This window comes from Candidatus Nebulibacter yamunensis, assembly GCF_024208055.1.
GTDB classification, from domain to species: Bacteria; Pseudomonadota; Gammaproteobacteria; order Francisellales; family Francisellaceae; genus Caedibacter; species Caedibacter lacustris.
Genome location: NZ_JAMBMW010000016.1, coordinates 28,916 through 50,439, shown reverse-complemented (window position 1 = coordinate 50,439; position 21,524 = coordinate 28,916). Strand labels below are relative to the sequence as shown.

At 35.1% G+C, this 21,524-nt stretch carries 22 protein-coding genes and 1 pseudogene; 9 read left to right on the top strand and 14 right to left on the bottom strand.

Annotated elements, in window-relative coordinates; all coding sequences use genetic code 11:
• Nucleotides 1-103: 103 nt before the first annotated feature.
• Nucleotides 104-646: an MFS transporter gene (locus M1V25_RS07745; RefSeq protein ID WP_498842910.1), complete on the top strand. Its 543-nt coding sequence runs from the start codon at nt 104-106 to the stop codon at nt 644-646.
• Nucleotides 647-839: 193 nt separating this feature from the next.
• Nucleotides 840-1,409, top strand: coding sequence for a hypothetical protein (locus M1V25_RS07740; RefSeq protein WP_498842907.1), 570 nt, complete (start codon nt 840-842; stop codon nt 1,407-1,409).
• A gap of 207 nt (nt 1,410-1,616) precedes the next feature.
• On the opposite strand, the gene M1V25_RS07735 is transcribed toward M1V25_RS07740, so the two are convergent.
• From M1V25_RS07735 to hppD, 7 genes and pseudogenes are all read right to left on the bottom strand, one after another.
• A complete protein-coding gene (locus M1V25_RS07735) occupies nt 1,617-2,918 on the bottom strand; it encodes a Glu/Leu/Phe/Val dehydrogenase dimerization domain-containing protein (RefSeq protein WP_498842906.1) in 1,302 nt (433 codons plus the stop codon).
• Between the two features lie 134 nt (nt 2,919-3,052).
• Complete coding sequence (locus M1V25_RS07730; protein ID WP_116964098.1) at nt 3,053-3,385, bottom strand: 4a-hydroxytetrahydrobiopterin dehydratase; 333 nt, start codon at nt 3,383-3,385, stop codon at nt 3,053-3,055.
• A 66-nt stretch (nt 3,386-3,451) separates the two neighbouring features.
• Complete coding sequence (phhA, locus tag M1V25_RS07725; RefSeq protein WP_498842905.1) at nt 3,452-4,231, bottom strand: phenylalanine 4-monooxygenase; 780 nt, start codon at nt 4,229-4,231, stop codon at nt 3,452-3,454.
• Entirely contained in the window at nt 4,215-5,552 is a 1,338-nt protein-coding gene (gene fahA / locus M1V25_RS07720) for a fumarylacetoacetase (RefSeq protein ID WP_498842904.1), read from the bottom strand. Before fahA ends, phhA begins: the two co-directional genes overlap by 17 nt.
• Nucleotides 5,552-6,841, bottom strand: a complete 1,290-nt coding sequence (gene hmgA / locus M1V25_RS07715; protein ID WP_498842903.1) for a homogentisate 1,2-dioxygenase — start codon at nt 6,839-6,841, stop codon at nt 5,552-5,554. The genes fahA and hmgA overlap by 1 nt, the downstream gene beginning before the upstream one ends.
• A 44-nt stretch (nt 6,842-6,885) precedes the next feature.
• A pseudogene (gene maiA, locus M1V25_RS07710) lies at nt 6,886-7,533 on the bottom strand (maleylacetoacetate isomerase).
• A gap of 9 nt (nt 7,534-7,542) precedes the next feature.
• A complete protein-coding gene (hppD, locus tag M1V25_RS07705) occupies nt 7,543-8,625 on the bottom strand; it encodes a 4-hydroxyphenylpyruvate dioxygenase (RefSeq protein ID WP_498842902.1) in 1,083 nt (360 codons plus the stop codon).
• A 264-nt stretch (nt 8,626-8,889) separates the two neighbouring features.
• Here hppD and asd point away from each other — a divergent pair, with 264 nt between their 5' ends.
• A complete protein-coding gene (gene asd, locus M1V25_RS07700; RefSeq protein WP_239986760.1) occupies nt 8,890-9,753 on the top strand; it encodes an archaetidylserine decarboxylase in 864 nt (287 codons plus the stop codon).
• Nucleotides 9,754-9,760: 7 nt separating this feature from the next.
• On the opposite strand, the gene M1V25_RS07695 is transcribed toward asd, so the two are convergent.
• From M1V25_RS07695 to nagA, 7 genes are all read right to left on the bottom strand, one after another.
• Entirely contained in the window at nt 9,761-10,588 is an 828-nt protein-coding gene (locus M1V25_RS07695; protein WP_498842901.1) for a hypothetical protein, read from the bottom strand.
• Between the two features lie 63 nt (nt 10,589-10,651).
• Nucleotides 10,652-11,434 carry a TatD family hydrolase gene (locus M1V25_RS07690; protein ID WP_498842900.1) on the bottom strand — a complete coding sequence of 261 codons (783 nt, stop codon included), beginning with the start codon at nt 11,432-11,434 and terminating at the stop codon, nt 10,652-10,654.
• A gap of 7 nt (nt 11,435-11,441) precedes the next feature.
• The gene (locus M1V25_RS07685) at nt 11,442-12,014 is read right to left on the bottom strand and encodes a hypoxanthine-guanine phosphoribosyltransferase (RefSeq protein ID WP_498842899.1); all 573 of its coding nucleotides are present in this window, start codon (nt 12,012-12,014) and stop codon (nt 11,442-11,444) included.
• 84 nt (nt 12,015-12,098) lie between these two features.
• Nucleotides 12,099-12,962 (bottom strand): LysR family transcriptional regulator, encoded by an 864-nt coding sequence (locus M1V25_RS07680; RefSeq protein WP_116964105.1) that lies wholly within the window; start codon nt 12,960-12,962, stop codon nt 12,099-12,101.
• 79 nt (nt 12,963-13,041) lie between these two features.
• Complete coding sequence (locus M1V25_RS07675; RefSeq protein WP_498842898.1) at nt 13,042-13,974, bottom strand: DMT family transporter; 933 nt, start codon at nt 13,972-13,974, stop codon at nt 13,042-13,044.
• Between the two features lie 15 nt (nt 13,975-13,989).
• Entirely contained in the window at nt 13,990-15,036 is a 1,047-nt protein-coding gene (ruvB, locus tag M1V25_RS07670; protein WP_116964107.1) for a Holliday junction branch migration DNA helicase RuvB, read from the bottom strand.
• Between the two features lie 143 nt (nt 15,037-15,179).
• Nucleotides 15,180-16,325 (bottom strand): N-acetylglucosamine-6-phosphate deacetylase, encoded by a 1,146-nt coding sequence (gene nagA / locus M1V25_RS07665; protein ID WP_116964108.1) that lies wholly within the window; start codon nt 16,323-16,325, stop codon nt 15,180-15,182.
• A 350-nt stretch (nt 16,326-16,675) separates the two neighbouring features.
• Between nagA and M1V25_RS07660 the strand changes: the two genes are divergently transcribed.
• The 6 genes from M1V25_RS07660 (at nt 16,676) to trkA (ending at nt 21,388) form a co-directional block, all read left to right on the top strand.
• On the top strand, nt 16,676-17,239 hold the full coding sequence (locus tag M1V25_RS07660) for a 5-formyltetrahydrofolate cyclo-ligase (protein ID WP_116964109.1): 564 nt from the start codon (nt 16,676-16,678) through the stop codon (nt 17,237-17,239).
• Nucleotides 17,239-17,508 (top strand): BolA family protein, encoded by a 270-nt coding sequence (locus M1V25_RS07655; protein ID WP_116964110.1) that lies wholly within the window; start codon nt 17,239-17,241, stop codon nt 17,506-17,508. Before M1V25_RS07660 ends, M1V25_RS07655 begins: the two co-directional genes overlap by 1 nt.
• Before the next feature lie 25 nt (nt 17,509-17,533).
• Nucleotides 17,534-18,658: a calcium:cation antiporter gene (locus M1V25_RS07650; RefSeq protein ID WP_116964111.1), complete on the top strand. Its 1,125-nt coding sequence runs from the start codon at nt 17,534-17,536 to the stop codon at nt 18,656-18,658.
• Between the two features lie 104 nt (nt 18,659-18,762).
• Nucleotides 18,763-19,389: a 23S rRNA (uridine(2552)-2'-O)-methyltransferase RlmE gene (gene rlmE / locus M1V25_RS07645; protein ID WP_116964112.1), complete on the top strand. Its 627-nt coding sequence runs from the start codon at nt 18,763-18,765 to the stop codon at nt 19,387-19,389.
• Between the two features lie 11 nt (nt 19,390-19,400).
• Nucleotides 19,401-20,015 (top strand): cob(I)yrinic acid a,c-diamide adenosyltransferase, encoded by a 615-nt coding sequence (locus tag M1V25_RS07640; RefSeq protein WP_116964113.1) that lies wholly within the window; start codon nt 19,401-19,403, stop codon nt 20,013-20,015.
• On the top strand, nt 20,015-21,388 hold the full coding sequence (gene trkA, locus M1V25_RS07635; protein WP_116964114.1) for a Trk system potassium transporter TrkA: 1,374 nt from the start codon (nt 20,015-20,017) through the stop codon (nt 21,386-21,388). The genes M1V25_RS07640 and trkA overlap by 1 nt, the downstream gene beginning before the upstream one ends.
• Nucleotides 21,389-21,524 lie beyond the last annotated feature (136 nt).

The following is a 21,524-nucleotide window of genomic DNA, read 5'->3' as shown; positions in this document are numbered from 1 at the left end:
CCTGTTAAACGACGAAACTCATCTGCTGCTAACTTGTTTATCGTTTCCCATCTCATTGATCATATCCACCTTTAATTTTTAAATAGCTATTTTGCTAGATTAAATACGGTTTGGAAAGAACTCTATTGCTAAAGGGCAGGAATTTTATCAGCAGCTATTAAAAGGTTTTAGTGTTTTAGTCAAATTAACTCCTGAGCGTACGTTATGTCTTATTGGTATAACGGGTAATTTTGTAGTGACGCCACTTTTAATGATCCTACTACCTGTATATATACAGATATTCTTAAACCTATCAATTATATATCTCGCCATCATGGAGGTTTGCTTTGGCTTAGGTTTATTGATAACGAGCATGCTTGTAGGGAAGCTGCTTTCAAAAGATGTGAAGAGGCTAACTTTAATTTTAACTGGAAATATCCTTACAGCAATTAGCATCATGTTATTCCCTGTGGTCAGTTTTTTATACTTGAAACTGCTCTTGCTTTTTCTTATTGGAAGCGGTCTCGCACTGAATAACATTTCAACGAGTTCTCTACGTGCATTAGCTGTGCCGGATGATATTAGAGGAAGACTTGAGTCGGCTATCTATTTTTTTTGTATTTTATCCATCCCCGCTGGTAGTTATACCTTTGGGATATTCACTTAAACAAAGCAGAGTCAACAGATCACTGTCATTATGATTATTATGGGCAGCATGATTTTATTCTCATTACTATTTATTCTGCTATCGCCACTGACATATAAAACCTTATTATGTAAAGACAGAGACCTTAAAAATTATTACAAAAGAAGGTTTCCAAATATCCTTTAATAATTTAAGAGTAAGAGGGAGTGAAGAAATGATCAATGTAGCCGAAATAAATTGGGCAAAACCTTCGAATCATAATGCCAGTCAACTAATTCATCTTAATAATCAAGAAGCTATAGAAAGTCTGATTTACCTGTCAGAGTTTATTGAAGTAGATGTTAAATTACTCAATACTCTGAGCATAGGTCGCTTTAAAAATAAGTTATATAAACACATGCCTCAATTATATATTACTCATGAAGCCGCTCATAACTTACTCTATCATATTTGGTTTAGGGAAAGAATTCTGATTGATGACAATGGATTATTCTATACTCCTTTTCGCCTGGACTACAGACCAATTAGTGGCGTTTTTCACGCGATGTTTGTATTAGCCAGAACTATATACACATTTAATTATTTACTCCAAGCAGAAATAAGTAACTTATCTTACGAAGATATTAGTAGCCATTATAATGAAGCCAATAATACACTGAAATTTAAGGAAAAATTTCGACAGACAGTAAATGTATTAAATAGCTCAAAGAAATTGACTGTATTTGGAGAAAAAATAATTAATGATTGTATTGAATTAGTACATAAATGTCACATTGGAATATAGCTATAGCTATGCCTGGAATTTTTAGGCTAGAGCTAGCTTAGATAATCCCAAACCACAAGAAAAACGACCGTTTTCTTGGCGGTCCAAAAATTTGTATATCTAAGTGTAAAATCAGCAAGTAAACTCATTGTGAAATTCAACATTAATTTGTATTATCAGATTTATATTTATTAGAGTTCTTTATCATGCCTAGAAACATTTTTAAATTCAAATCCCGGACATAGTCATAGGCATCTGATTATTCATTTTGCTTTGACGTATAACACCCTTTGTTTTATCTGACAAATCAATATGAGTAAGTGCTAGATCATATAACGATGCGGTTAGAAGTCGTCCTTCATACATTGAAAACGCCTTACAAATCGCATTTTGCATGATTTCTTTTATGTCCTTAAAAACATATTCAACTGATATTCTATCCTTTGGTGTTGACATCATAGTATAAAATGTGCGTGCCATCCCCATATTTGCTAGAAAATCAGGAATAACAGCAAGTCTAGCATCTAAAGATTGTGAACATAAACCATAGCAATATTCTCTTTCCACAAATGGATGATTTGCTCCACATGAAATGAGCTCCAAACCATTTGTTATCATTTTATCAACTAAATTTTTCGCGATTATGTTTGATCCTGCCGCAGGAATAAGGACATCTATTTTTGTTATCGCTAGGATTTTATTAAATTCAGCATGAGACATATTATCTGGCAAAACCTTTAACACACGCCTTGCGCACACAAGATCATTAATTTGTTTGGCACTTAAACCGTCATTCATAATCACACCAGCATCACGATCTGTCAGCGCAATGATTTTCGCTCCCGCTTGATGCAAATAGTAGGCAGCAGCAGCGCCAACATTACCTGCTCCTTGTACGTAGATACGCTTATTGTTCACATGCTCATTTTTTGCTTGATAATAAGCAATAACCGTCTGTGCAACGCCATAACCCGTAACCATTTCTGCTAACTTTACTTCACTTTCTGCAACCTTAACCACTGAATTTAATAGCAACATATTTTGGTAAGCAGTTTGAGTTTTTATTTCATCCCCCTTACAAAACGCATGAATAATACCTTGTTGAGAGTTATCAAGACCTAAGCCACGTAAGATCTGATTAATTTTATGAATATCAGTGTTTAAGTCACTACCTGTTCCATAGTACTCAGCTAAAAGTGGACGAATAGCTTTATACCAACGCTCAAGCACACCATATTTATCTGGGCAATCAGGATCAAGTCGAATACCTGTTTTAGCGCCACCAATGGCAGGACCAGATAATGCAAATTTTATTTCCATAATTTTAGCAAGGGTTGTTACTTCTTCTAACGTGATACGCTCATGCACACGTGTACCACCACCTGCTGCATTGCCACGTAAAGAGTTAATTACTAAAAAACCATGCGCAGAAGACTTCTTATCTCTCCATTGAAATGTAATTTCTGGTTCTTGTTGTGAAAATTGTTCCAAACGATCCACCACACTGTTTTGAAAGTCCATTAAATTCATTTTTTCCTTTACCCCTTTAATCTACAAAGTTTCTACTAATATTCTGGTTTTTCACCTCTTTCTTACTTTGCAATATTTACGTACATAGCTCAATCCGTTACAAGAACGATATAAAAACTAGAACAGTTTAATCCTTATAACAAAGCATCAATTTTTGCTGCACAAATAAAGTCATTTTCTGTTAACCCATCCACTGAATGGGTTGTAAAATGGATAATACAACGATTAAAACTAACTTCCATATCAGGATGATGCCCTTCATTGTTAGCAATCCAAGCCACTGCATTAACAAATGACATGGTTCTATAAAAACCCTTAAACTCAAATGTACACGTAATTTTTTTACCACATGGACTTAATTGCCATTTTGGTAAGTTAATAAGATATTGCTTTGCCTCTTTCTGATTTAAAGGCACTAAATCGCCATACTCACAAACTTGGCATTTCTTATCTAATAAATTTTCCATTTTTTATCCTCAAACTATTTAATGGCTCATTGCTTTTGTGTTTTCAGCATTACTGATTCTTCATCTTTATTTATATAAAGGTTCAAATTCAGGTAAGCTCTGTGATTTTACAATAAGTTTAATAAAATCACCTTTAAGCACGTTATAAATACTCTCATAAGAATTAATCACATAATACAACGGTTGATAAATATCGATTCTATAAGGTGTTCTTAAAATGTTACGTGCATCAAATTTTTCATAACGCACCATAGGATCCTCCAATGCATAAACTGTCTCCCCAATCGAAGATAAAATCCCTCCACCATAACAGCGAAGTCCTTTTTTAGTATTGATGAGCCCAAACTCAATGGTAAACCAATAAAAACGCGCTAAAAGTCTTTGAATGTCATGAGGCTGCCCAATGCCTAATTGCCCATAACGCTGCATAAACTCAGCATACACAGGATGAGTTAACATCGGACAATGACCAAATAACTCATGAAAAATATCAGGTTCTTGTATGTAAGTTAGTTCTTCTGGTATACGGATAAAAGTTGCGCAAGGGAATTTACGCTCTGATAAAAGTTTGAAAAAACGATCAAAACCAATTAACGCAGGCACGGGTTCAACCTGCCAACCAGTTTCTTTCTTTAAACGTAAATTAAGATCAGGAATCTGTGGGATTCGATCACGTGAAAATGATAAAATTTCTAAGCCTTGTAAATATTCCTCACAGGCACGCGAAGCTACAATTTTAAATTGGCGCTCAATCAAAGCATGCCATGTGTTATTTTCAACCTCATCATAACAAACAAAACCATTATGATCTGGTTTTTTAGAAACATACTTACTTTGCATTTTCATCTACTGTCTTCCTTTGCACATTTCCCTCTTTAAATTTAGTTGACATACTGACAATTTCCCCTAAAACTTCGCCAAAGCCTATTTTATAACCTTGTCCTTGACAGAAACCACTGATTATTGCGATATCACCATCTTGTAGGAAAATACGTGTTTCACCTGTTTTAAGTTGAAGTGGATTTTTACCCCCTTCCGTTAGCTCAATTAAACTACCAAAACTATCTTTTTCTTTACCGCTAATCGTACCAGATGCTAACAAATCACCTGTTGCCATCGGACAACCATTAACCGTGTGATGAGCAAGTTGTTGCATCATATCCCAATACATATATTTAAAGTTTGTCCTTGAAACAATCTGTGCTGTTTGCGACTTTGGTGTTTTAATCGCAAATTGAAGGTTAATATTGATACCCCAGTCTTCACTTCGTTTAAGGTAACCTAATAACTTTAGTTCTTCTTTGGGTGAAGGCACTCGAAATGGCTCAAGTGCATCTAAAGTCACTATCCAAGGAGAAATTGAGGTTGCAAAATTTTTCGCTAAAAATGGACCTAGTGGCACATATTCCCATTTTTGAATATCGCGTGCACTCCAGTCATTGACAAGCACCATCCCAACGATATGTTCAGGTGCATTTTTAATGTCTATTACTTGTCCATGTTTAGATGACAAGCCAATGATTGCACCCATTTCAATTTCAACATCCAGAGCCTGGGATGCACTAAAAATAGGTGGTTCATTTGAACTAGGCTTAATTTGACCATTTGGGCGTTGAATCTTTGTACCACTTACAACAACGCTCCCCGCTCGCCCATCGTATCCAACAGGTAAGTGCAACCAGTTTGGTAGTAAAGGATTATCTTTATCACGAAACATGCGCCCAATGTTTTCAGCATGCTCACGTGAGGAATAAAAATCAGTATAACCCTTAATTTCTATTGGTAGATACAATTTTGCATTGCTTTGCTTGATAAGGACTTTTTTCTGAAGGACTACATCATCACGCAAGGTTGATGTGTTTTTATTTAAAAGGTGACTAACTACTTCACGCAAAGTGCGCACTTTACTACGCCCATGCTCAATAAGTGGATTCAAGTTATTAAGTTGACTAAAATTTAATCCAAAATCTGGGAGCAGTTTACATTCATAAGCTGCCTTAAGGTCAAGAATATAATCTCCAATTGCAACACCAATACGTCTTCTAGAGAAATCCTCCTCTATGTCACTAAAAACACCCAATGGCAAGTTCTGAATTGGGAAATGACTATCTTTATCCACTTTAATAAAGGATTGAAGCTTAGGATCATTTGCTTTAATTTCTAACATTACTCTAACACCTCACAATTAAACTGTGCTCTTAATTCTGACCAACATGATAAATAATTACTTTGCAATAAATCCGTGGCTAAAGCGAACTCAGTTAAGCGCCATGCTAAACGTGTTTCAAACATAAATGCCATCGTATTTTGATAACGAACGGGCTTTAGTTTAGCATTTGAAGCTTGAGTAAAAGTATTATAATCAGGACCATGTGCTGACATCGGATTATGAAGGCTAAGCCCACCCGGTTGAAATCCTTCCCCTTTTGCATCATATTGCCCCGTTAATAACCCCATACACTCAGCCATAATGTTACGGTGATAATAAGGTGGTCTAAAGGTATCTTCACCAACAACCCAGCGTGGCGGAAAAATAACAAAATCAACATTTGCTGTACCCATTTGATAGGAAGGTACACTAAGAACAGTAAAAATGCTTGGATCTGCATGATCTTTAAGTACGGTATTAACTGGACAAAACAAATCTAAGTCATACTTATAAGGATATAAATTGCCATGCCATGCAATAACATCTAAAGGTGAATGCTTTATTTTCCCTTGCCATAATCTACCTTGATATTGACTATAAAGTGTGAAATCACCTGTTTTATGTTCAAAATTTGCACACGGTGCTAGAAAATGACGCTCCTCTGCCAAACCATTGGCACCGATTGGTCCTCTTTCTGGCAAATAAAAACTCGCAGTATTGGATTCACAAATATAACCACGAGCATTACTGTCAATAAGCTCAATTTGATAGCGTATGCCTCTTGGAATAACGACCACCTCATGAGGTTTTGCATCAATAACCCCAAACTCTGTTTTAAAGCGTAAGTGTCCTTGCTGTAATACGTATAACCAGTCACCATCTGCACTATAAAAATAACAATTCTCCATCGACGCATTGATCGCATATAGGTGAACTGCTGCCACCTCGTTAAACATCATGGTCACCAAACCTTCAACAAGATGAGTTGGTTTATTAGGAATATCGATTGCACGCCAACGTATTTGCTCAGGTGGAGTCAATATTTTATCTTGAAAAAAATTATTCCTCAATAAACTGCTATTCACAAGGCTAAATTTAGGACTATGTAAAACCGATGGTCGAATACGATATTGCCATGCTTTAAAATTTTGTGCCCTTGGTGCTGTGAAAGCACTATTGTTAATTTGTTCAGCATATAGTCCAAGTGGTGCAATTTGAGGTGAATTACGATCTTGTGGTAAAGCACCTTTTACTGCCTCAGTTGCAAAATAGCTATGGAAACCAGATTGATAATGATGTGTATTCATTTTCATATCTCTTTAATTAATTTATAACAACATAATTTAATTATCTATTCATGTTCGATGGCAACAACACTTTCAGGTGATGCTGCTATAAAAGCAGGATGTGTCATTGCCATATAATAAATGCGATTAATAATCGGAAATGCACTTATCTCCTCCACATTAAAACGTTTAGCATTATAAACTTGTGGAATTAAACAAATATCGGCCAGCGTAATATCATCACCAAAACAGTATTTTCCAGCTGACTTTTTAAGCTTCTCTTCTAAGGCATGAAAGCCTGATATAATCCAATGCGCATACCATTTCTGAGCTTTTTCCTCACTGATGGCAAATGTTTCTTTTAGATACTTAATCACACTAGAATTATTAAGTGGATGAATATCGCAAGCAATGGTTAACGCAAATGCTTTTACTTGTGCTTTAACGATAGGATCTATTGGATAAATTCCATCTTGTGGGTATTTATCCTCCAAGTAGTCAATAATCGCCAAAGATTGGGTAATCACAACATTGCCATCTTTTAAACTTGGCACGCGAGATTGTGGATTAATCGTTTTATACTAAATAGAAAATTGCTCACCGCCGTTATTAAGTAAATGAATTTGTTTTGTTTGATAATTTAGTTTTTTAAGCTGTAATACAATACGTACACGAAAACTTGCCGAGGAACGAAAATAATCATATAAAATCATCTTTAACTCCTATTTATGCATTTGCTCACTTAGTACACCACGCTCAATTTGATCTAGCTCAATCGAGTCAAACAAAGCTTGAAAGTTTCCTTCACCAAAACCATCATCGCCTTTTCTTTGAATGATTTCAAAAAACACAGGACCAATCACAGTGTTTGTAAAAATTTGCAATAAATAACCACTATCTTTAGTTGATGCACCATCTATTAAGATCCGATTTTTTCTCATCCGATCTACTGATTCAGGATGATAGGGTAAGCGCGCATGAGTTTTGGTGTAATATGTATCAGGCGTGTGCATAAACTCTAAACCTAAACCGCGTAAACGCTCTACCGTATCAAAAATATCTTTACTCTCTAGTGCGATATGTTGAATGCCTTCACCATTATATTCATGTAAAAACTCTTCAATTTGCGAACGATCATCTGCTGATTCATTGATTGGAATTTTAATTTTTAAACAAGGACTTGTCATCGCTCTACTATATAATCCTGTTAATTTCCCTTCTATATCAAAGTAGCGAATCTGTCTAAAATTAAACAAATCGATATAATACTGTGCCCATTTATCCATGTTACCGCGATATACATTGTGAGTAAGATGATCAATATACAATAAACCACATTCATTTTGCTTCATCCGTGCATCAGCACCAGCAATGCACTTAAATAAACCACTATCTAAAATTGAATCATAATGAGTTAAGTAAAGCTTAGTATCGGCAATGCCACAAATAACTTCTATACTATCACCGTTCCAATCATCGACGTTTTTTTCCTTAACTTTGGCGCCTTTTTTGATACAATGCACTAGTGCCTTTTCAACGTTTTCTACCTTAAAACCCATCCCACAGGCACCAGCCTTATGTGTATTTTTAAATGTTTTAGCAAACCCTTTATCTTCGCTATTGAGCAAAAAGAATATATCGTTTTGCTGCCATAGCTCGATAGCTTTATTTTTATGATTGGCAACATGCGTAAAACCCATTAGTTTAAATAGGTCACGAATCTTTTGCGGTGCATTACTAACGTATTCTAAAAAACTAAAGCCTTTGGTACCGACTGGATTAGCTAAAACCTCCATTGATTCCATTGCAACCTCCTTAAAAAATTCTTTCCCAGTTTTTATACATGGACAAGCGGGTGTTTGCTTGCATGGTGGCTAACATACCATAGCATAACGACGTTTGCATCAAAACACAGTGAAAAACTAGCTTTATTTGTATTATGTAAATTTATTGCATAATAACAGCAACATGACTTGACAATTGAAATAACTAACTACCATTTTAAGTTATTGATTAAACATAGAACCTTTATACAAAAAAAGTAGCAAGCAGAATCAAAATAATTTAGAATGCCGAACAAAAAAATACATATAACCTACATGCTAAAAGACACATTTTTTCTCTATAGCCAAAAAATTCTGCCGCAAACTTTATTATCACGTTTAGTTGGTAAGCTAGCTAATTGCCAACAACATCATATCAAAGAAACTCTTATTAAACTTGCAATTAAACGCTTTCAAATTAATCTTGATGATGCTTTGCTACAAAATATTAGAGATTACAAGAGTTTTAATGATTTTTTTACACGCAAGCTTAAGCCTGAATCTCGTCCCATTAATCACGATTCAAAGGCGATTATCTCCCCTGCTGATGGAAAGATAACTCAAGCTGCGAAAATTGACTTAGGCAGAGTTATCCAAGCAAAAGGCAAATATTTTACTGTTGATGCACTCACTGCTAAAACCCACACAACCAATTACACTGATTTTGCCGTCATTTATCTTGCACCAAAAGATTATCATCGTGTGCATATGCCTATAGATGGCACACTCACACGTATGAGCTATATTCCTGGCAAACTGTTTTCAGTTAACGAGCTTACCGCTCAAAACATTGATAACTTATTTGCTAAAAATGAACGCTTGATATGCTATTTTGATACTGATATTGGTGAAATTGCTGTAATTTTTGTTGGAGCCATGCTAGTTGCAGGGATTGAAACCGTTTGGCATAAAATGGTCGCACCAAACTACTATAACAGTATTCAGCACTTTGATTATCAAGGGCAAAATATCCACTTTAGAAAAGGCGATGAAATTGGATTATTTAACTTTGGTTCAACGATTATTACACTGTTCCCTGAAAATAAAATTGCTTTTAATGACAACCTTTCCGAAATTAAAATGGGACAGAAAATTGCACAAATTAAATAACTCACGATTATTTATTACAATAAACATGCTCTAACTCATGGAAATATGGGGTGTTTATTGTAAATGGAGATTGAGCTTTATTTTTTTGTATTCGCTCACATAAGCCTTTCTTAAGATTATTATTAAAATTAAAACAATTTTGCTGAACTTGAATTGAATTGGCGTAAACAAAGTCTTGTGTGTAAAAATTCTCACCAATTAAAATTCGACATGTTTTTGCAAACTCAGGATAAATAACATAATTATAATGCGAGTCGGTTACTATTAAATCATATTTTTTTTGATCAACAAATAAGTTATACACCTCCTCCGTTACTCTTTTTTCAGCCTGAATTTCACTACTTGCTAAAGGTAATAATGGGAAGATAGATAAAACTGTATACAGCACAAATAAAAGAATGAGAAGAAAAAACTGTATCACTCCTTCTATATATTTATGCAACTTATTGGTCTGTGATTTATTCCTATATATATAAATAACAACACAACCAATACTGATATACACAATCATTGTTACTAAATTTACTACGATAAATACCAAAGTCTTTGATAAATTGTTTAATCCCACTCCCATATTTAATAAAGAAATGAGTCCTCTATACATAAATTGAATATCAGATATTGTTGTGCTTTGAAAAACGAACATATCAATACCAAGCAAGTTCAAGAAATGTTTTATATACCCATAGCCTGATAAAATTAAATACCCAATAAAACAACCTACAAATAATAGTAATAGCCACTTATAAAGAGACCATATAAACTTAATTACCCATAACTCCTTCAGTATTTTAATAAAATCATCAATTAGTTTTAGTTTATTAATTTTTTCCATACTCATCTTCCATTTTCTACAAATCGAACTATTATCTTTACTTTCTGTTTAAGTAAACGTTGACTAAATTTGAAATAACTTCATTGTATTGGCTTTTGTCGCTATACAAAACTCCTCAAAGTCTTCACCACGCAACTTTGCTAAAAATTCAGCTACATAGTAGACATACTCCGGGTAATTTGGCTTACCACGATATGGGATAGGTGTTAGATATGGTGCATCTGTTTCGACAAGCAATCGATCAAGCGGAATTTTCTTTGCCATTTCCTGGACATCTTGTGCATTCTTAAAGGTGACAATGCCTGATATTGAAATATACATTCCCATATTAAGTGCCTGGTTTGCCATATCCCAATCCTCAGTAAAACAATGAAGCACCCCACCACAACACTCAATATTGTAGTCTTTTAAAATGCTTAAAGTATCTTCTTTAGCTGCACGTGTATGAACGATAACAGGTTTTTTGAGTATTTTTGCAGCCTCTACATGAGCAATGAACTTTTGCTTTTGCAGCTGATAACTCTTTGGTTCATTGTAAAAATAATCAAGCCCAGTTTCACCTATAGCTACGCATTTATGGGCTTTATCTGCGTCTATATAATCAATAATCGTCTGTGCGTCTACAGGCTGAACACCTTCTGTTTCACTAGGATGCACACCGACAGAGTAATACACATTTTGAAATGCAGACGCCGTATCTGCTATGGTTTGAACCTCTTCTAGTGTTGTCGAAATTGAGATAATTTTATTAATGCCTTTAGATTTAGCATTTTGAACGACTTTCTCTATTGTTAAACCATCATCTAACCTTAAGTGGTTTAAATGGCAATGTGAATCAATAAGCATATGAAAATTAGATCATGTGCTTTTTATCAACGGCTCGAATTTCAGGTACATTACGCATATACCCATAATAGTCTAAACCAAAACCAAACACCCATTCGTTTTCAACTTCTGTACCACAATAATCTGTTTTTAAAAGACCTCCTTTCTCACGTGGAGCTTTCTTATCTAGCATAACAGCAGTCAGCACACGTGCAGCACCTCGATCCTCGTAATAACGCTTAACTTCAGACAAAGTCAAACCACCATCTAAAATATCATCAAACAAAATAACCGTACGCCCTAATGGATCAATATTAGGTGTTTTTACCCAATTAAGCATGCTAGTTCCTGTATATTCATTACCATAACGACTGGCATGAATATAGTCAACCTGCAAAGGAAACCTTAAACGCTTAACAATTTCAGAAGTGATAAACAATCCTCCATTCATTACACACACTGCAATTGGATTATCTTTAATATGTGCTTGCGTAATTCCATTTGCAAGCTTACCAAATGCAAGTTCAAGTTCTTCTTTAGAAACAACTACATGCGAAGCATCAAAAACTTCTTTAATGAAATGAGGTGTGATTTGTGGCATTTGACGTGAAATTTTATTTATGAAAATTTCGGCTTATTCTATATGATTTCTTACGAAATGCGAACTAAAAAATGCTTAAATTCACTAACAAATCAAATCAATCAATTGACGAAAGTAATTGGGCAAAATGCCTCTATCATACCAACATAATGATGCCTCATGATCGTAGTAGTCATTAGGATTCAAAACAATTATCCTTCCTGGATCACAATATTGCTGATAAAACTGCTTAGTTACAACTGTATAACCTAACGACAATCCAACTAATTGTGCTAGCTGGTCAGGAGAGTTGACAAAGTGACGATCTTTACGTGCTAAGGTCAATAGTTGATACTTTTCCAAATAGCAAAAAGTAATGGTATCACTGGGATCAAAATCGATGATATTTTCGCTTGCAATAATATCACTCACAGTCCTTGATTGCCATTCTTTAGGCACGATTAGCACATAGCGCTCAGGTTGCAATGTTTTTATACACATCTCCTTTGAAACAAAATTATTATTAACGATTGCTAAGTCAACTTTTCCTGTTTTTAATAAATCATGTCTATTTTCAATATCTTGAATTTGTAAGTGAAAGCGAAGTTGTGGATAAGCTTTGGCAATTTTTGCAACAGGCTCAACAATACGCGTTTTCATAAGTGTGGAGGACGATACGATTTTAATCGGAATAATATTTTCACTCTGGTGCATATTTAGACTACGTAAATAAGTATTCTCAAGCTTTTGGATATCATGACAATAACGTAATAATATTTGCCCCTCTGATGTCAATTGCATGCCTTTGCGTGAACGAACAAAAAGTGACACATTAAGCTTTTCTTCTAGTGACTTTATACGTTGAGTAACCGCTGTTTGTGTCAAGTGTAATACATCTGCTGCACTATGCACCGTACCAGCTTTTTCAACAGCAATAAATGCCTGTAATAACGGGCTTAAATTGATCATTAATCTCTCTTCTTAATTATTTATATTGAATTTAAGTTTCAGCAGTTTGCTATAAAAAACATCGTCTTTAACAAGCAATTTAAGAGTATTTAATATTACCTTTAGATGCAAAGTAAATACCAATAATAAGCATAATACTCCACACTACAAATGAGTGCTCAACATGAGTGATATTAAAGATTACACTGAAAATACCTGCCCAAAAGATAAAGCTTGCATTAAACGTTGTTCCCAAGCTTGCTCCAATGCGTTTGATCGCATGATAATATGCCAAATAAGAGCTAGAAGCCGACAACACACAACCAATCATAAGTAATGGTAAAAATAAATGACTCATCACTTGCCACGTCTGTACATAGTCCACAATCAATAATATGATCAAAATCAATAAATAACTTAAAGCAGAAGCACTTTGACGAATGGCTAACAACCAGGAAACATCTTGAGTTGAGGATTTTTGTGCAATTGAAAATAAGATTGATTCCATACCCCAACCAATCATCGCACAACTTGCAAAGATTAAACCAATTAGGATGTGCTCTGCACCTGAGCGTACACCTGTAATTGAGATAAACATGACAGCAATGACAGATAAAATAATACCAACGACTTTTACTTTGGTTGGTTTTTCACGTAATAAAATCATGGCAAATAATAAGGCAATAACAGGGTAACAAGATGTGACCACACCAGCGTAAACAGGTCCTGCATATGCTATACCCATAATACCCGCGACCATTCCTAAGGGTCCTGCACAAATTGCTGCAATCACAAGTGGCCAAAAGTTTTGCAATGTTGTTTTACGCCAATTTTTTATTAAGCTACCACGTATATGATGATAAACAAAAATACCCAAACAAGAAAAACTATCTTGCATAAGCGACAACGCCAATGCAAAAACTAAAACTGCAAAAGTAGCTGTACTAAACAAAGCTTGCTCTGAGTAAATATTGGTTAAAACATCATTTAACCCCCAAAGCATACCTGAAATAATTCCTATAATAATTCCCAAAACCTCCCCCCTAGATTAACCTTCATCGTTGCCAGGTAAACGTTGATAATCTTCTAATTTATCTGGCATTTCAATGTCAAAATGACGATAAGCGTGCAAAGTTGCTACACGCCCTCTTGCAGTACGCATAATATAACCCTGTTGAATCAAATAAGGCTCAATCACATCTTCTATGGTTCCTCGCTCTTCAGATATAGATGCTGCAATGGTGTCTAAGCCTACTGGTCCTCCTGAAAACTTGTCAATTAATGCTAATAAATAACGCCTATCCATTTGATCAAAGCCAACAGGGTCAACATTAATAAGTAATAAAGCTTTATCGGCAACTTTATGGTCAACAACTCCATGCGCTTTCACTTCTGCATAGTCTCGAACTCGACGTAAAAGCCTATTAGCAATTCTTGGTGTGCCACGCGCACGTTTCGCAATTTCTTTAGCTCCTGTTATTTTGATGCTTATTTGCATAAGTTTGGCTGATCGCATAATAATTTCAGTTAAATCATCAACTGAGTAAAACTCTAAGCGTTGTACAATCCCAAAGCGATCCCTTAAGGGTGATGTCAAAAGTCCTGCCCTTGTTGTTGCACCAACCAAAGTAAAAGGTGGAAGGTCAATTTTAATGGAACGTGCTGCTGGTCCTTCTCCGATCATGATATCCAGTTGATAATCTTCCATTGCAGGATAGAGCACTTCTTCAATCACAGGACTTAAACGATGAATTTCATCAATAAAAAGAACATCGTTTGCTTCTAAGTTCGTTAACAGTGCCGCCAAATCACCTGCTTTCTCCAACACAGGACCTGAGGTTTGTTTGAGTGAAACGTTCATTTCATTGGCAATAATATGTGAGAGTGTTGTCTTGCCCAAGCCAGGAGGACCAAAAATCAATACATGATCTAACGCTTCTTTGCGCTTTTTAGCAGCAGCAATAAATATCTCCATTTGTTCTTTAACAACAGGTTGACCGTGATAATCTGGTAATGTTTTTGGTCTTATTGCACGATCTATTTGATTATCTTCCATTTGCTTATTACCAGAGATAATACGATCTGTTTCTATCATATTTCTACATCATACTTAATATTGACTATATAAACAGAAGCCTAACACGTTTTAAAGACAAAAACGACGTGATTTTTAGCTTGTCTTATTTCACATTAGCTATCTGACATTAATAAACGCCTGTTCAAAACTATTTACTATAATCACGCTCTGAAAACTTGCTTTACTTGAAACGACTTATCCAGCACAACAAGATCCGCATCCATGCCAACTTGAATGTCGCCTTTCCGTTTATCAAAATTTAAACTTTTTGCTGCATTAAAACTCGACATCTTAACAAGCTCTTGCAAACTGCATGCACTAAACTTTAACATATTTTTTAAAGCGATATTCATAGTTAGTACACTCCCCGCAAGCACCCCATTCTCCAAACGAGCTTCACCATTTTTAACAATGACTTTTTGTCCCCCAAGTTCAAAAATACCTTCACCATATCCCTGGGCAGACATGGCATCGGTAACTAAAATAATTCCCTCTGCCTCTTTAATACAAAATGTCATCTTGACAATTTCAGGTGCTAAATGTACTCCGTCAACAATAAGCTCAGCAATCACTTTATTTGACATCAAAATCGCAGTTGCAGCACCTGGTTGCCGATGATCCACTCCACTCATTGCATTAAATAAATGAGTTGCTTGAGTAACGCCTTTGTCAATAGCATCAAGCGCACATGCAACACTACAATTAGTATGTCCAATTGAAGCAATCACACCATGTGTGTTACACCAGTCAATAATGTTGTTGGCACCTTCAACTTCAGGTGCGAGTGTAACCTTACGAATCGCATTTCGTGATAAGTTTTGCCAATGATTTAATTTTTCTAATGAGGCTTGTTGTAAATATACGGGATTTTGTGCTCCAATTTTTAAAGCTGAGATAAATGGTCCTTCTAAATGCACCCCCAGAACATTAGCAAAGTGGTGCTCATGTGAATATTGATAACCAAAATCAGCTACATTCGATAACGCATTTTCAATAGCTTCTTCAGTTTGTGTCATCGTAGTTGCCAAAAAACTTGTCACACCTTGACGATAAAGTGATGAACTTATGACTTTAAGTGCTTCTATTTCAGCATCCATTACATCACAACCATTTGAGCCATGAATATGGATATCGATAAAACCTGGCATGATTATATCACTTGCATGGTAATTAACTTTTGGTAAATATTTAAATCGTGTATTTATTTCCCCGAATGATACGATTTTACCATACTCAACAACGAGCTCACCTTCAATGATTTCAGATTTAGTGACAATTTTTGCACCACTTATTCGATAACTTTGCATATCTGCCCCATAAGCGTCATTTCTTGTAAAATTGCATCACCATATCCACATCTACTAACGTAAACGTCTTGCTTATATTGTAATGTCTTTATTGTAACTTTTTTATCAGACATGTACTAGTCTCTTAGTTAGATGTGAAAGTTCATTTTAACAATTTGATTTATAGCAGCAATCATTTGATATAAAAAACCTCTGTATACAATGAAAAATAAATTACCTTACTAGTTTACGATTTAGCACTTCTTTTAAAACTAAAGAGAATAAAGTTTAATTTAGCAGGCTATACTGTCGACTAATTCTATTTAAAATTCAATAATGACAATATATATAACTTATCTTTATTTAAGCACATGCAAACTTCTATCCGTAAAGTGTTACGTCAGATCAGAAAATCTATTCCAAGTATACAAAAAAATCACTTGGCATTAGCGCTTGCCAAGCAGTTTGAAATATACTTCCCAAAGCTTACAAACAAAAACATCGCAAGCTATTTTGCCACAGACGAAGAGATTTCGCCTTATTATATTAATCAGAGGCTTAAGGCTAAAAATAACCTACTTTACTACCCTATCCTTCACTCGTTTCATACTCGTCACTTATGGTTTAGTGTGGATACACAAAAATATGCAAGAAATAAATATCAACTATTAGAGCCTATTTTTTATGCTAACAACATACTTGCACCTTGGGAACTTGATATTATTATTATTCCTTTGGTTGGCTTTAATAAACACAAACAACGTATTGGAATGGGTGGCGGTTTTTATGACACAACACTACGCTACTGTAAAAAATTCAATAATGTTCAATTTATTGGTATTGCATTTGATGAACAACAGCATGATAGTGTTGCAATGAATTCTTGGGATATTACAATGGATGCTATTATTACTCCAACTAAAATTATCAATTGATGAACACTAATTCTAACTTACAAAAGCTCATCATCGACAGACTTACCAAAGCATTTGACCCTTCTATACTTGAACTGATTGATGAAACGCACAAACACCAAAAACACAAACACTTTCAAAGCGGAAAATTTCATTTTAAACTACGGATAGCTAGCCTAAAATTTGTTACACTTAGCACCATTAAAGCACACCAGGAAATCTACACTTGTTTAGGAGATCTGATGAAAGATCAAATCCATGCCTTATCCATTCATATTGAAAATAACTGAATAAACTGAATAAGAAGAGAAAATAATGCAAAAAATATCTGCTTTTATCAAAGCTGAATACGGAGTTGTGCTACCGATTATTCTTTTTATTTTAATCAATTTTATTTTTACAACGTTCAATCCACAAAATATTAGTCACTTTGTAACTGCAGTTACAACGTTTACTATATTTTGTGTAATGCTAATTTGTGCATTTAACGTCGTTAAACATGCTGATCGACTTGCTCATAAATTTGGTGAGCCTTATGGAACGATTATTCTGACGCTTTCGGTCATCTCAATTGAAGTAGCGCTTATTATTACAATGATGCTCATAGGAAAAGGAGATTCTACACTTGCAAGGGATACGATGTTTGCTGTTATCATGATTGCCGTCAATGGGTTTGCAGGCTTAAGTCTACTAACTGGAGGAATCAAACACAACACTCAAATGTATAATATTGAAGGTGCAAGTATCTATATATCTTTATTAATTTTACTGCTTAGCATTTGTCTAATTTTACCCAATTATACTGTTGCTACAGATGCAGGCACCTTCAATTTAAGTCAATCCATTATTGTCATTGTGGTATGTGTTATTTTGTACGCTAATTTTTTGGTGATGCAAACGATTACTCACAGTGATTATTTTCAATTTTCGCTTGATCATAAAAGTCAACAAGGTGAGCAGCATAGCTCGATGAGATCGGTATGTTATCACGTTACTTTACTTTTGATCGGTCTTATTGTGATGATTGCACTATCTAAAAATCTTGGAACTTTTTTAGAATATAGCATTCAAGAAGCAGGTCTCCCTAGTAAACTTGGTGGTTTTATCATCGCTCTTTTAGTGTTGACACCAGAAGGTGTCAGTGCCATTCAAGCTGCCTACAAGAATCAACTACAACGCTCGATTAACCTGTGTATGGGTTCAGCTGTTGCAACTATTTGCTTAACTGTGCCATCTGTAATTGTCATAAATTTAATTCTAGGGCACCCACTTATATTAGGTTTAAATAGTACATCCATCGTTATCTTAATGTTAACTTTTTTTATTAGCCTTATCACTTTTACCTCAAGGAGAACAAGTGTATTTAACGGCGTGGTACTATTAACTGTATTTGCCATTTATTTTGCTTTAATTTTTGATACCGCTCAACCCTTTGCTTAAACTATATACGCTTTACTTTGATTGGAGTATTTCAGCTATTCATGTCAAACGTATCAGTATATACTAACGTACGAATAAGCAACTATTTCTTAATAATGGTTATAATGTCAAAAAATAAACATAGTAAAAGTAGTAAACGTTGGCTGGATGAACATCATAACGATTATTATGTCAGCCAGTCCAAAAAAGAAGGTTTTCGCTCACGTGCAGCATACAAACTTATTGAATTACAAGAAAAGGATAAACTTTTTAAATTAGGTATGCAAATTGTTGACCTAGGTGCAGCACCAGGAGGCTGGTCACAGGTATTAACAAGCTTTGTCGGTGAAAAAGGGAAAGTATTTGCACTTGATATTTTGGAAATGGACCCTTTACCAGATGTAGTGTTTATTCAAGGAGACTTCACCCAAGATGAGTCATACGAAGAACTTATGAACTTAATTAAAGGGCAAACTGTCGATTGGGTGGTTTCAGATATGGCACCTAATATGAGTGGTAATCGAAGTACCGATCAAGCTAATGCTATGTATTTGGTTGAACTTGCATTAGATTTTGCACAAAGTGTATTAAAACCCAAAGGTAACTTTCTAGCTAAAGTCTTTCAAGGTGAGGGTTTTGAAATGTTTGTCAAAAACGTCCAACAACAATACCAAAAAGTTGTCATTCGTAAACCAGATGCTTCACGGACTCGCTCGCGTGAAGTTTATGTAATTGGATTTAATAAATGTTAAGAGAAATATAGATGGGTTACAGACTTTCAAAAATCTATACCAAAACAGGTGACAAAGGAAAAACCGCTTTATCAGATAATAAGCGGATTGATAAATGTACACCTATTATTGAAGTAATTGGTCAACTAGATGAACTAAATGCCGCTATTGGTGTTGTGGTATCCTTCTCTCATCACAACGATATCAATATACAATTACAAAACATTCAACATCAGCTTTTTAATATTGGTGGTGAGTTATCACATCCTCAATTTAGCCAATTAGCGGCTGAGAATATAACAATACTTGAACACTACATAGATAACTTTAACAGCCATCTCACACCACTTAAAGAGTTTATCCTACCAGGTGGCTCTAAGGCTTCTGCACTTTGTCATCAAGCACGAACTATTGCCAGAAGAGTAGAGCGTTGTTATGTTGCACTTAGTAGAAATGAACCTAAATTTACAAATCCATTGATTTTACAATTTTTAAACCGCCTATCGGATTATTTATTTGTACTTGCACGTTTTCTTAACCTTAAGGATAATCACAACGAAATACTATGGCAAAGTCATAGAAGTCAACCACAAGTAGATAATGAAATTATGTTAATTCCACAATCAAACGTCAAAAAGGACAAATAATGAAAATCATTATTTTAGGTGCAGGACAAGTCGGAAGCTCTCTAGCAAAAAACTTACAAAAAGATCACAATATCAGTGTGGTTGATGATAGACCTGAGCGCTTACGCCACATCCAAAACCATTTTGATGTTAAAACCGTATGCGGCTCTGCCTCTCATCCTAACGTCCTTGAAGAGGCAGGTGCTAATGATGCAGATATGATTATTGCTGTCACCAATAATGATGAAGTTAATATTGTAGCTTGCCAAATTGCATATAGCTTATTTAAAATTCCAACGAAAATCGCACGTCTTCGCAATAAAAACTATGCACGTTATCCGCAAATTTTCAATAATGATAATATTCCTATAGATATGATCATCAATCCTTCTGAGCTCGTTACTCAACGCTTAGTACGTTTAGTGGAACACCCTGGAAGCTTCCAGATCGTTGACTTTGCCAATGGGCGCATACAACTTGCAGGTAGTGAAATCTCTGAAGACTCCCCTTTGCATGGTATGAGTATTAAAGAATTTCGTCAAGAACTGCCAGATATTGACGCACGTATTGTTGCCATTTATCGCAAAAAACAGAATATTCTCATTTCAGCTGATACTATATTACAGAAGTATGATGACGTTTTCTTCATTGCTGAACGTATTAACATTCCTGCAATTTTGCGTGAGTTTCAACCACACCAAACTGCCTGCCGCAAGCTGTTTATTGCAGGAGGTGGAAACATTGGTATGGGACTTGCAAAAAAACTAGAAAATGATTATTTAGTTAAAATTATTGAAAACAATTATGAAAAATGCCATCTTGCTGCCGAGACTTTAAATAATACAACCGTTTTAGCAGGAGATGCTTCTGACGCTGAACTTTTAAATGCCGAAAGCATTGATGATACTGACTTGTTTTGTGCTGTTACCAATGATGATGAAGCAAATATTATGTCTGCAATGTTGGCAAAAAAAATGGGAGCTAAAAGCACAATTGCATTAGTCAATAGCCTAAGTTATGCTGAATTGGTTGATGAAACACAGACGATTGATCGAGCCATCTCGCCCCAGCGCATCACTATTGGTGTTATTCAAACTTATTTGCGTAAAGGAGACATGCTCAATATTTACTCACTTTATGGCGGTCAAGCTGAAGCAATGGAAATCGTTGTTCATGGTACAGTAGATAGCTCACCAATTGTTGGCAAAGCTATTAATGAACTGAACTTACCAAAGTCGATTATTATTGGTGGAATTGTGCGTGAGGATAATATCCTGATTGCCCATGACCATTATGTAATCAAATCAGGTGATCATGTGGTTGTGATCATCACAGATATGGATCATATCCGCACTATTGAAAAACTCTTTCAGGTGTTACCTGTTTTTCTATAAGTGCCATTAATCATTTTAACCATTAGGTATAAGCAAGCTTCCAATAATAGAGCATTCCAAAATGGAAAGTTAATAGACTTTCTTCTGCTTTTTTTATATGATGTGCACTAGATTATTTTATGAACGTTTATGTCTT

What these genes read in the sequence shown, in the direction of transcription:
- M1V25_RS07695 (WP_498842901.1), bottom strand. Translation starts at nt 10,588, where the DNA reads ATGGAAAAAATTAATAAACTAAAACTAATTGATGATTTTATTAAAATA.
- hppD (WP_498842902.1), bottom strand. Translation starts at nt 8,625, where the DNA reads ATGGAATCAATGGAGGTTTTAGCTAATCCAGTCGGTACCAAAGGCTTT.
- rlmE (WP_116964112.1), top strand. Translation starts at nt 18,763, where the DNA reads ATGTCAAAAAATAAACATAGTAAAAGTAGTAAACGTTGGCTGGATGAA.
- nagA (WP_116964108.1), bottom strand. Translation starts at nt 16,325, where the DNA reads ATGCAAAGTTATCGAATAAGTGGTGCAAAAATTGTCACTAAATCTGAA.
- asd (WP_239986760.1), top strand. Translation starts at nt 8,890, where the DNA reads ATGCCGAACAAAAAAATACATATAACCTACATGCTAAAAGACACATTT.
- phhA (WP_498842905.1), bottom strand. Translation starts at nt 4,231, where the DNA reads ATGAAAATGCAAAGTAAGTATGTTTCTAAAAAACCAGATCATAATGGT.
- M1V25_RS07730 (WP_116964098.1), bottom strand. Translation starts at nt 3,385, where the DNA reads ATGGAAAATTTATTAGATAAGAAATGCCAAGTTTGTGAGTATGGCGAT.
- M1V25_RS07680 (WP_116964105.1), bottom strand. Translation starts at nt 12,962, where the DNA reads ATGATCAATTTAAGCCCGTTATTACAGGCATTTATTGCTGTTGAAAAA.
- M1V25_RS07650 (WP_116964111.1), top strand. Translation starts at nt 17,534, where the DNA reads ATGCAAAAAATATCTGCTTTTATCAAAGCTGAATACGGAGTTGTGCTA.
- fahA (WP_498842904.1), bottom strand. Translation starts at nt 5,552, where the DNA reads ATGTTAGAAATTAAAGCAAATGATCCTAAGCTTCAATCCTTTATTAAA.
- M1V25_RS07685 (WP_498842899.1), bottom strand. Translation starts at nt 12,014, where the DNA reads ATGCCACAAATCACACCTCATTTCATTAAAGAAGTTTTTGATGCTTCG.
- M1V25_RS07690 (WP_498842900.1), bottom strand. Translation starts at nt 11,434, where the DNA reads ATGCTTATTGATTCACATTGCCATTTAAACCACTTAAGGTTAGATGAT.
- M1V25_RS07655 (WP_116964110.1), top strand. Translation starts at nt 17,239, where the DNA reads ATGAACACTAATTCTAACTTACAAAAGCTCATCATCGACAGACTTACC.
- ruvB (WP_116964107.1), bottom strand. Translation starts at nt 15,036, where the DNA reads ATGATAGAAACAGATCGTATTATCTCTGGTAATAAGCAAATGGAAGAT.
- M1V25_RS07660 (WP_116964109.1), top strand. Translation starts at nt 16,676, where the DNA reads ATGCAAACTTCTATCCGTAAAGTGTTACGTCAGATCAGAAAATCTATT.
- M1V25_RS07640 (WP_116964113.1), top strand. Translation starts at nt 19,401, where the DNA reads ATGGGTTACAGACTTTCAAAAATCTATACCAAAACAGGTGACAAAGGA.
- M1V25_RS07735 (WP_498842906.1), bottom strand. Translation starts at nt 2,918, where the DNA reads ATGAATTTAATGGACTTTCAAAACAGTGTGGTGGATCGTTTGGAACAA.
- trkA (WP_116964114.1), top strand. Translation starts at nt 20,015, where the DNA reads ATGAAAATCATTATTTTAGGTGCAGGACAAGTCGGAAGCTCTCTAGCA.
- M1V25_RS07740 (WP_498842907.1), top strand. Translation starts at nt 840, where the DNA reads ATGATCAATGTAGCCGAAATAAATTGGGCAAAACCTTCGAATCATAAT.
- hmgA (WP_498842903.1), bottom strand. Translation starts at nt 6,841, where the DNA reads ATGAATACACATCATTATCAATCTGGTTTCCATAGCTATTTTGCAACT.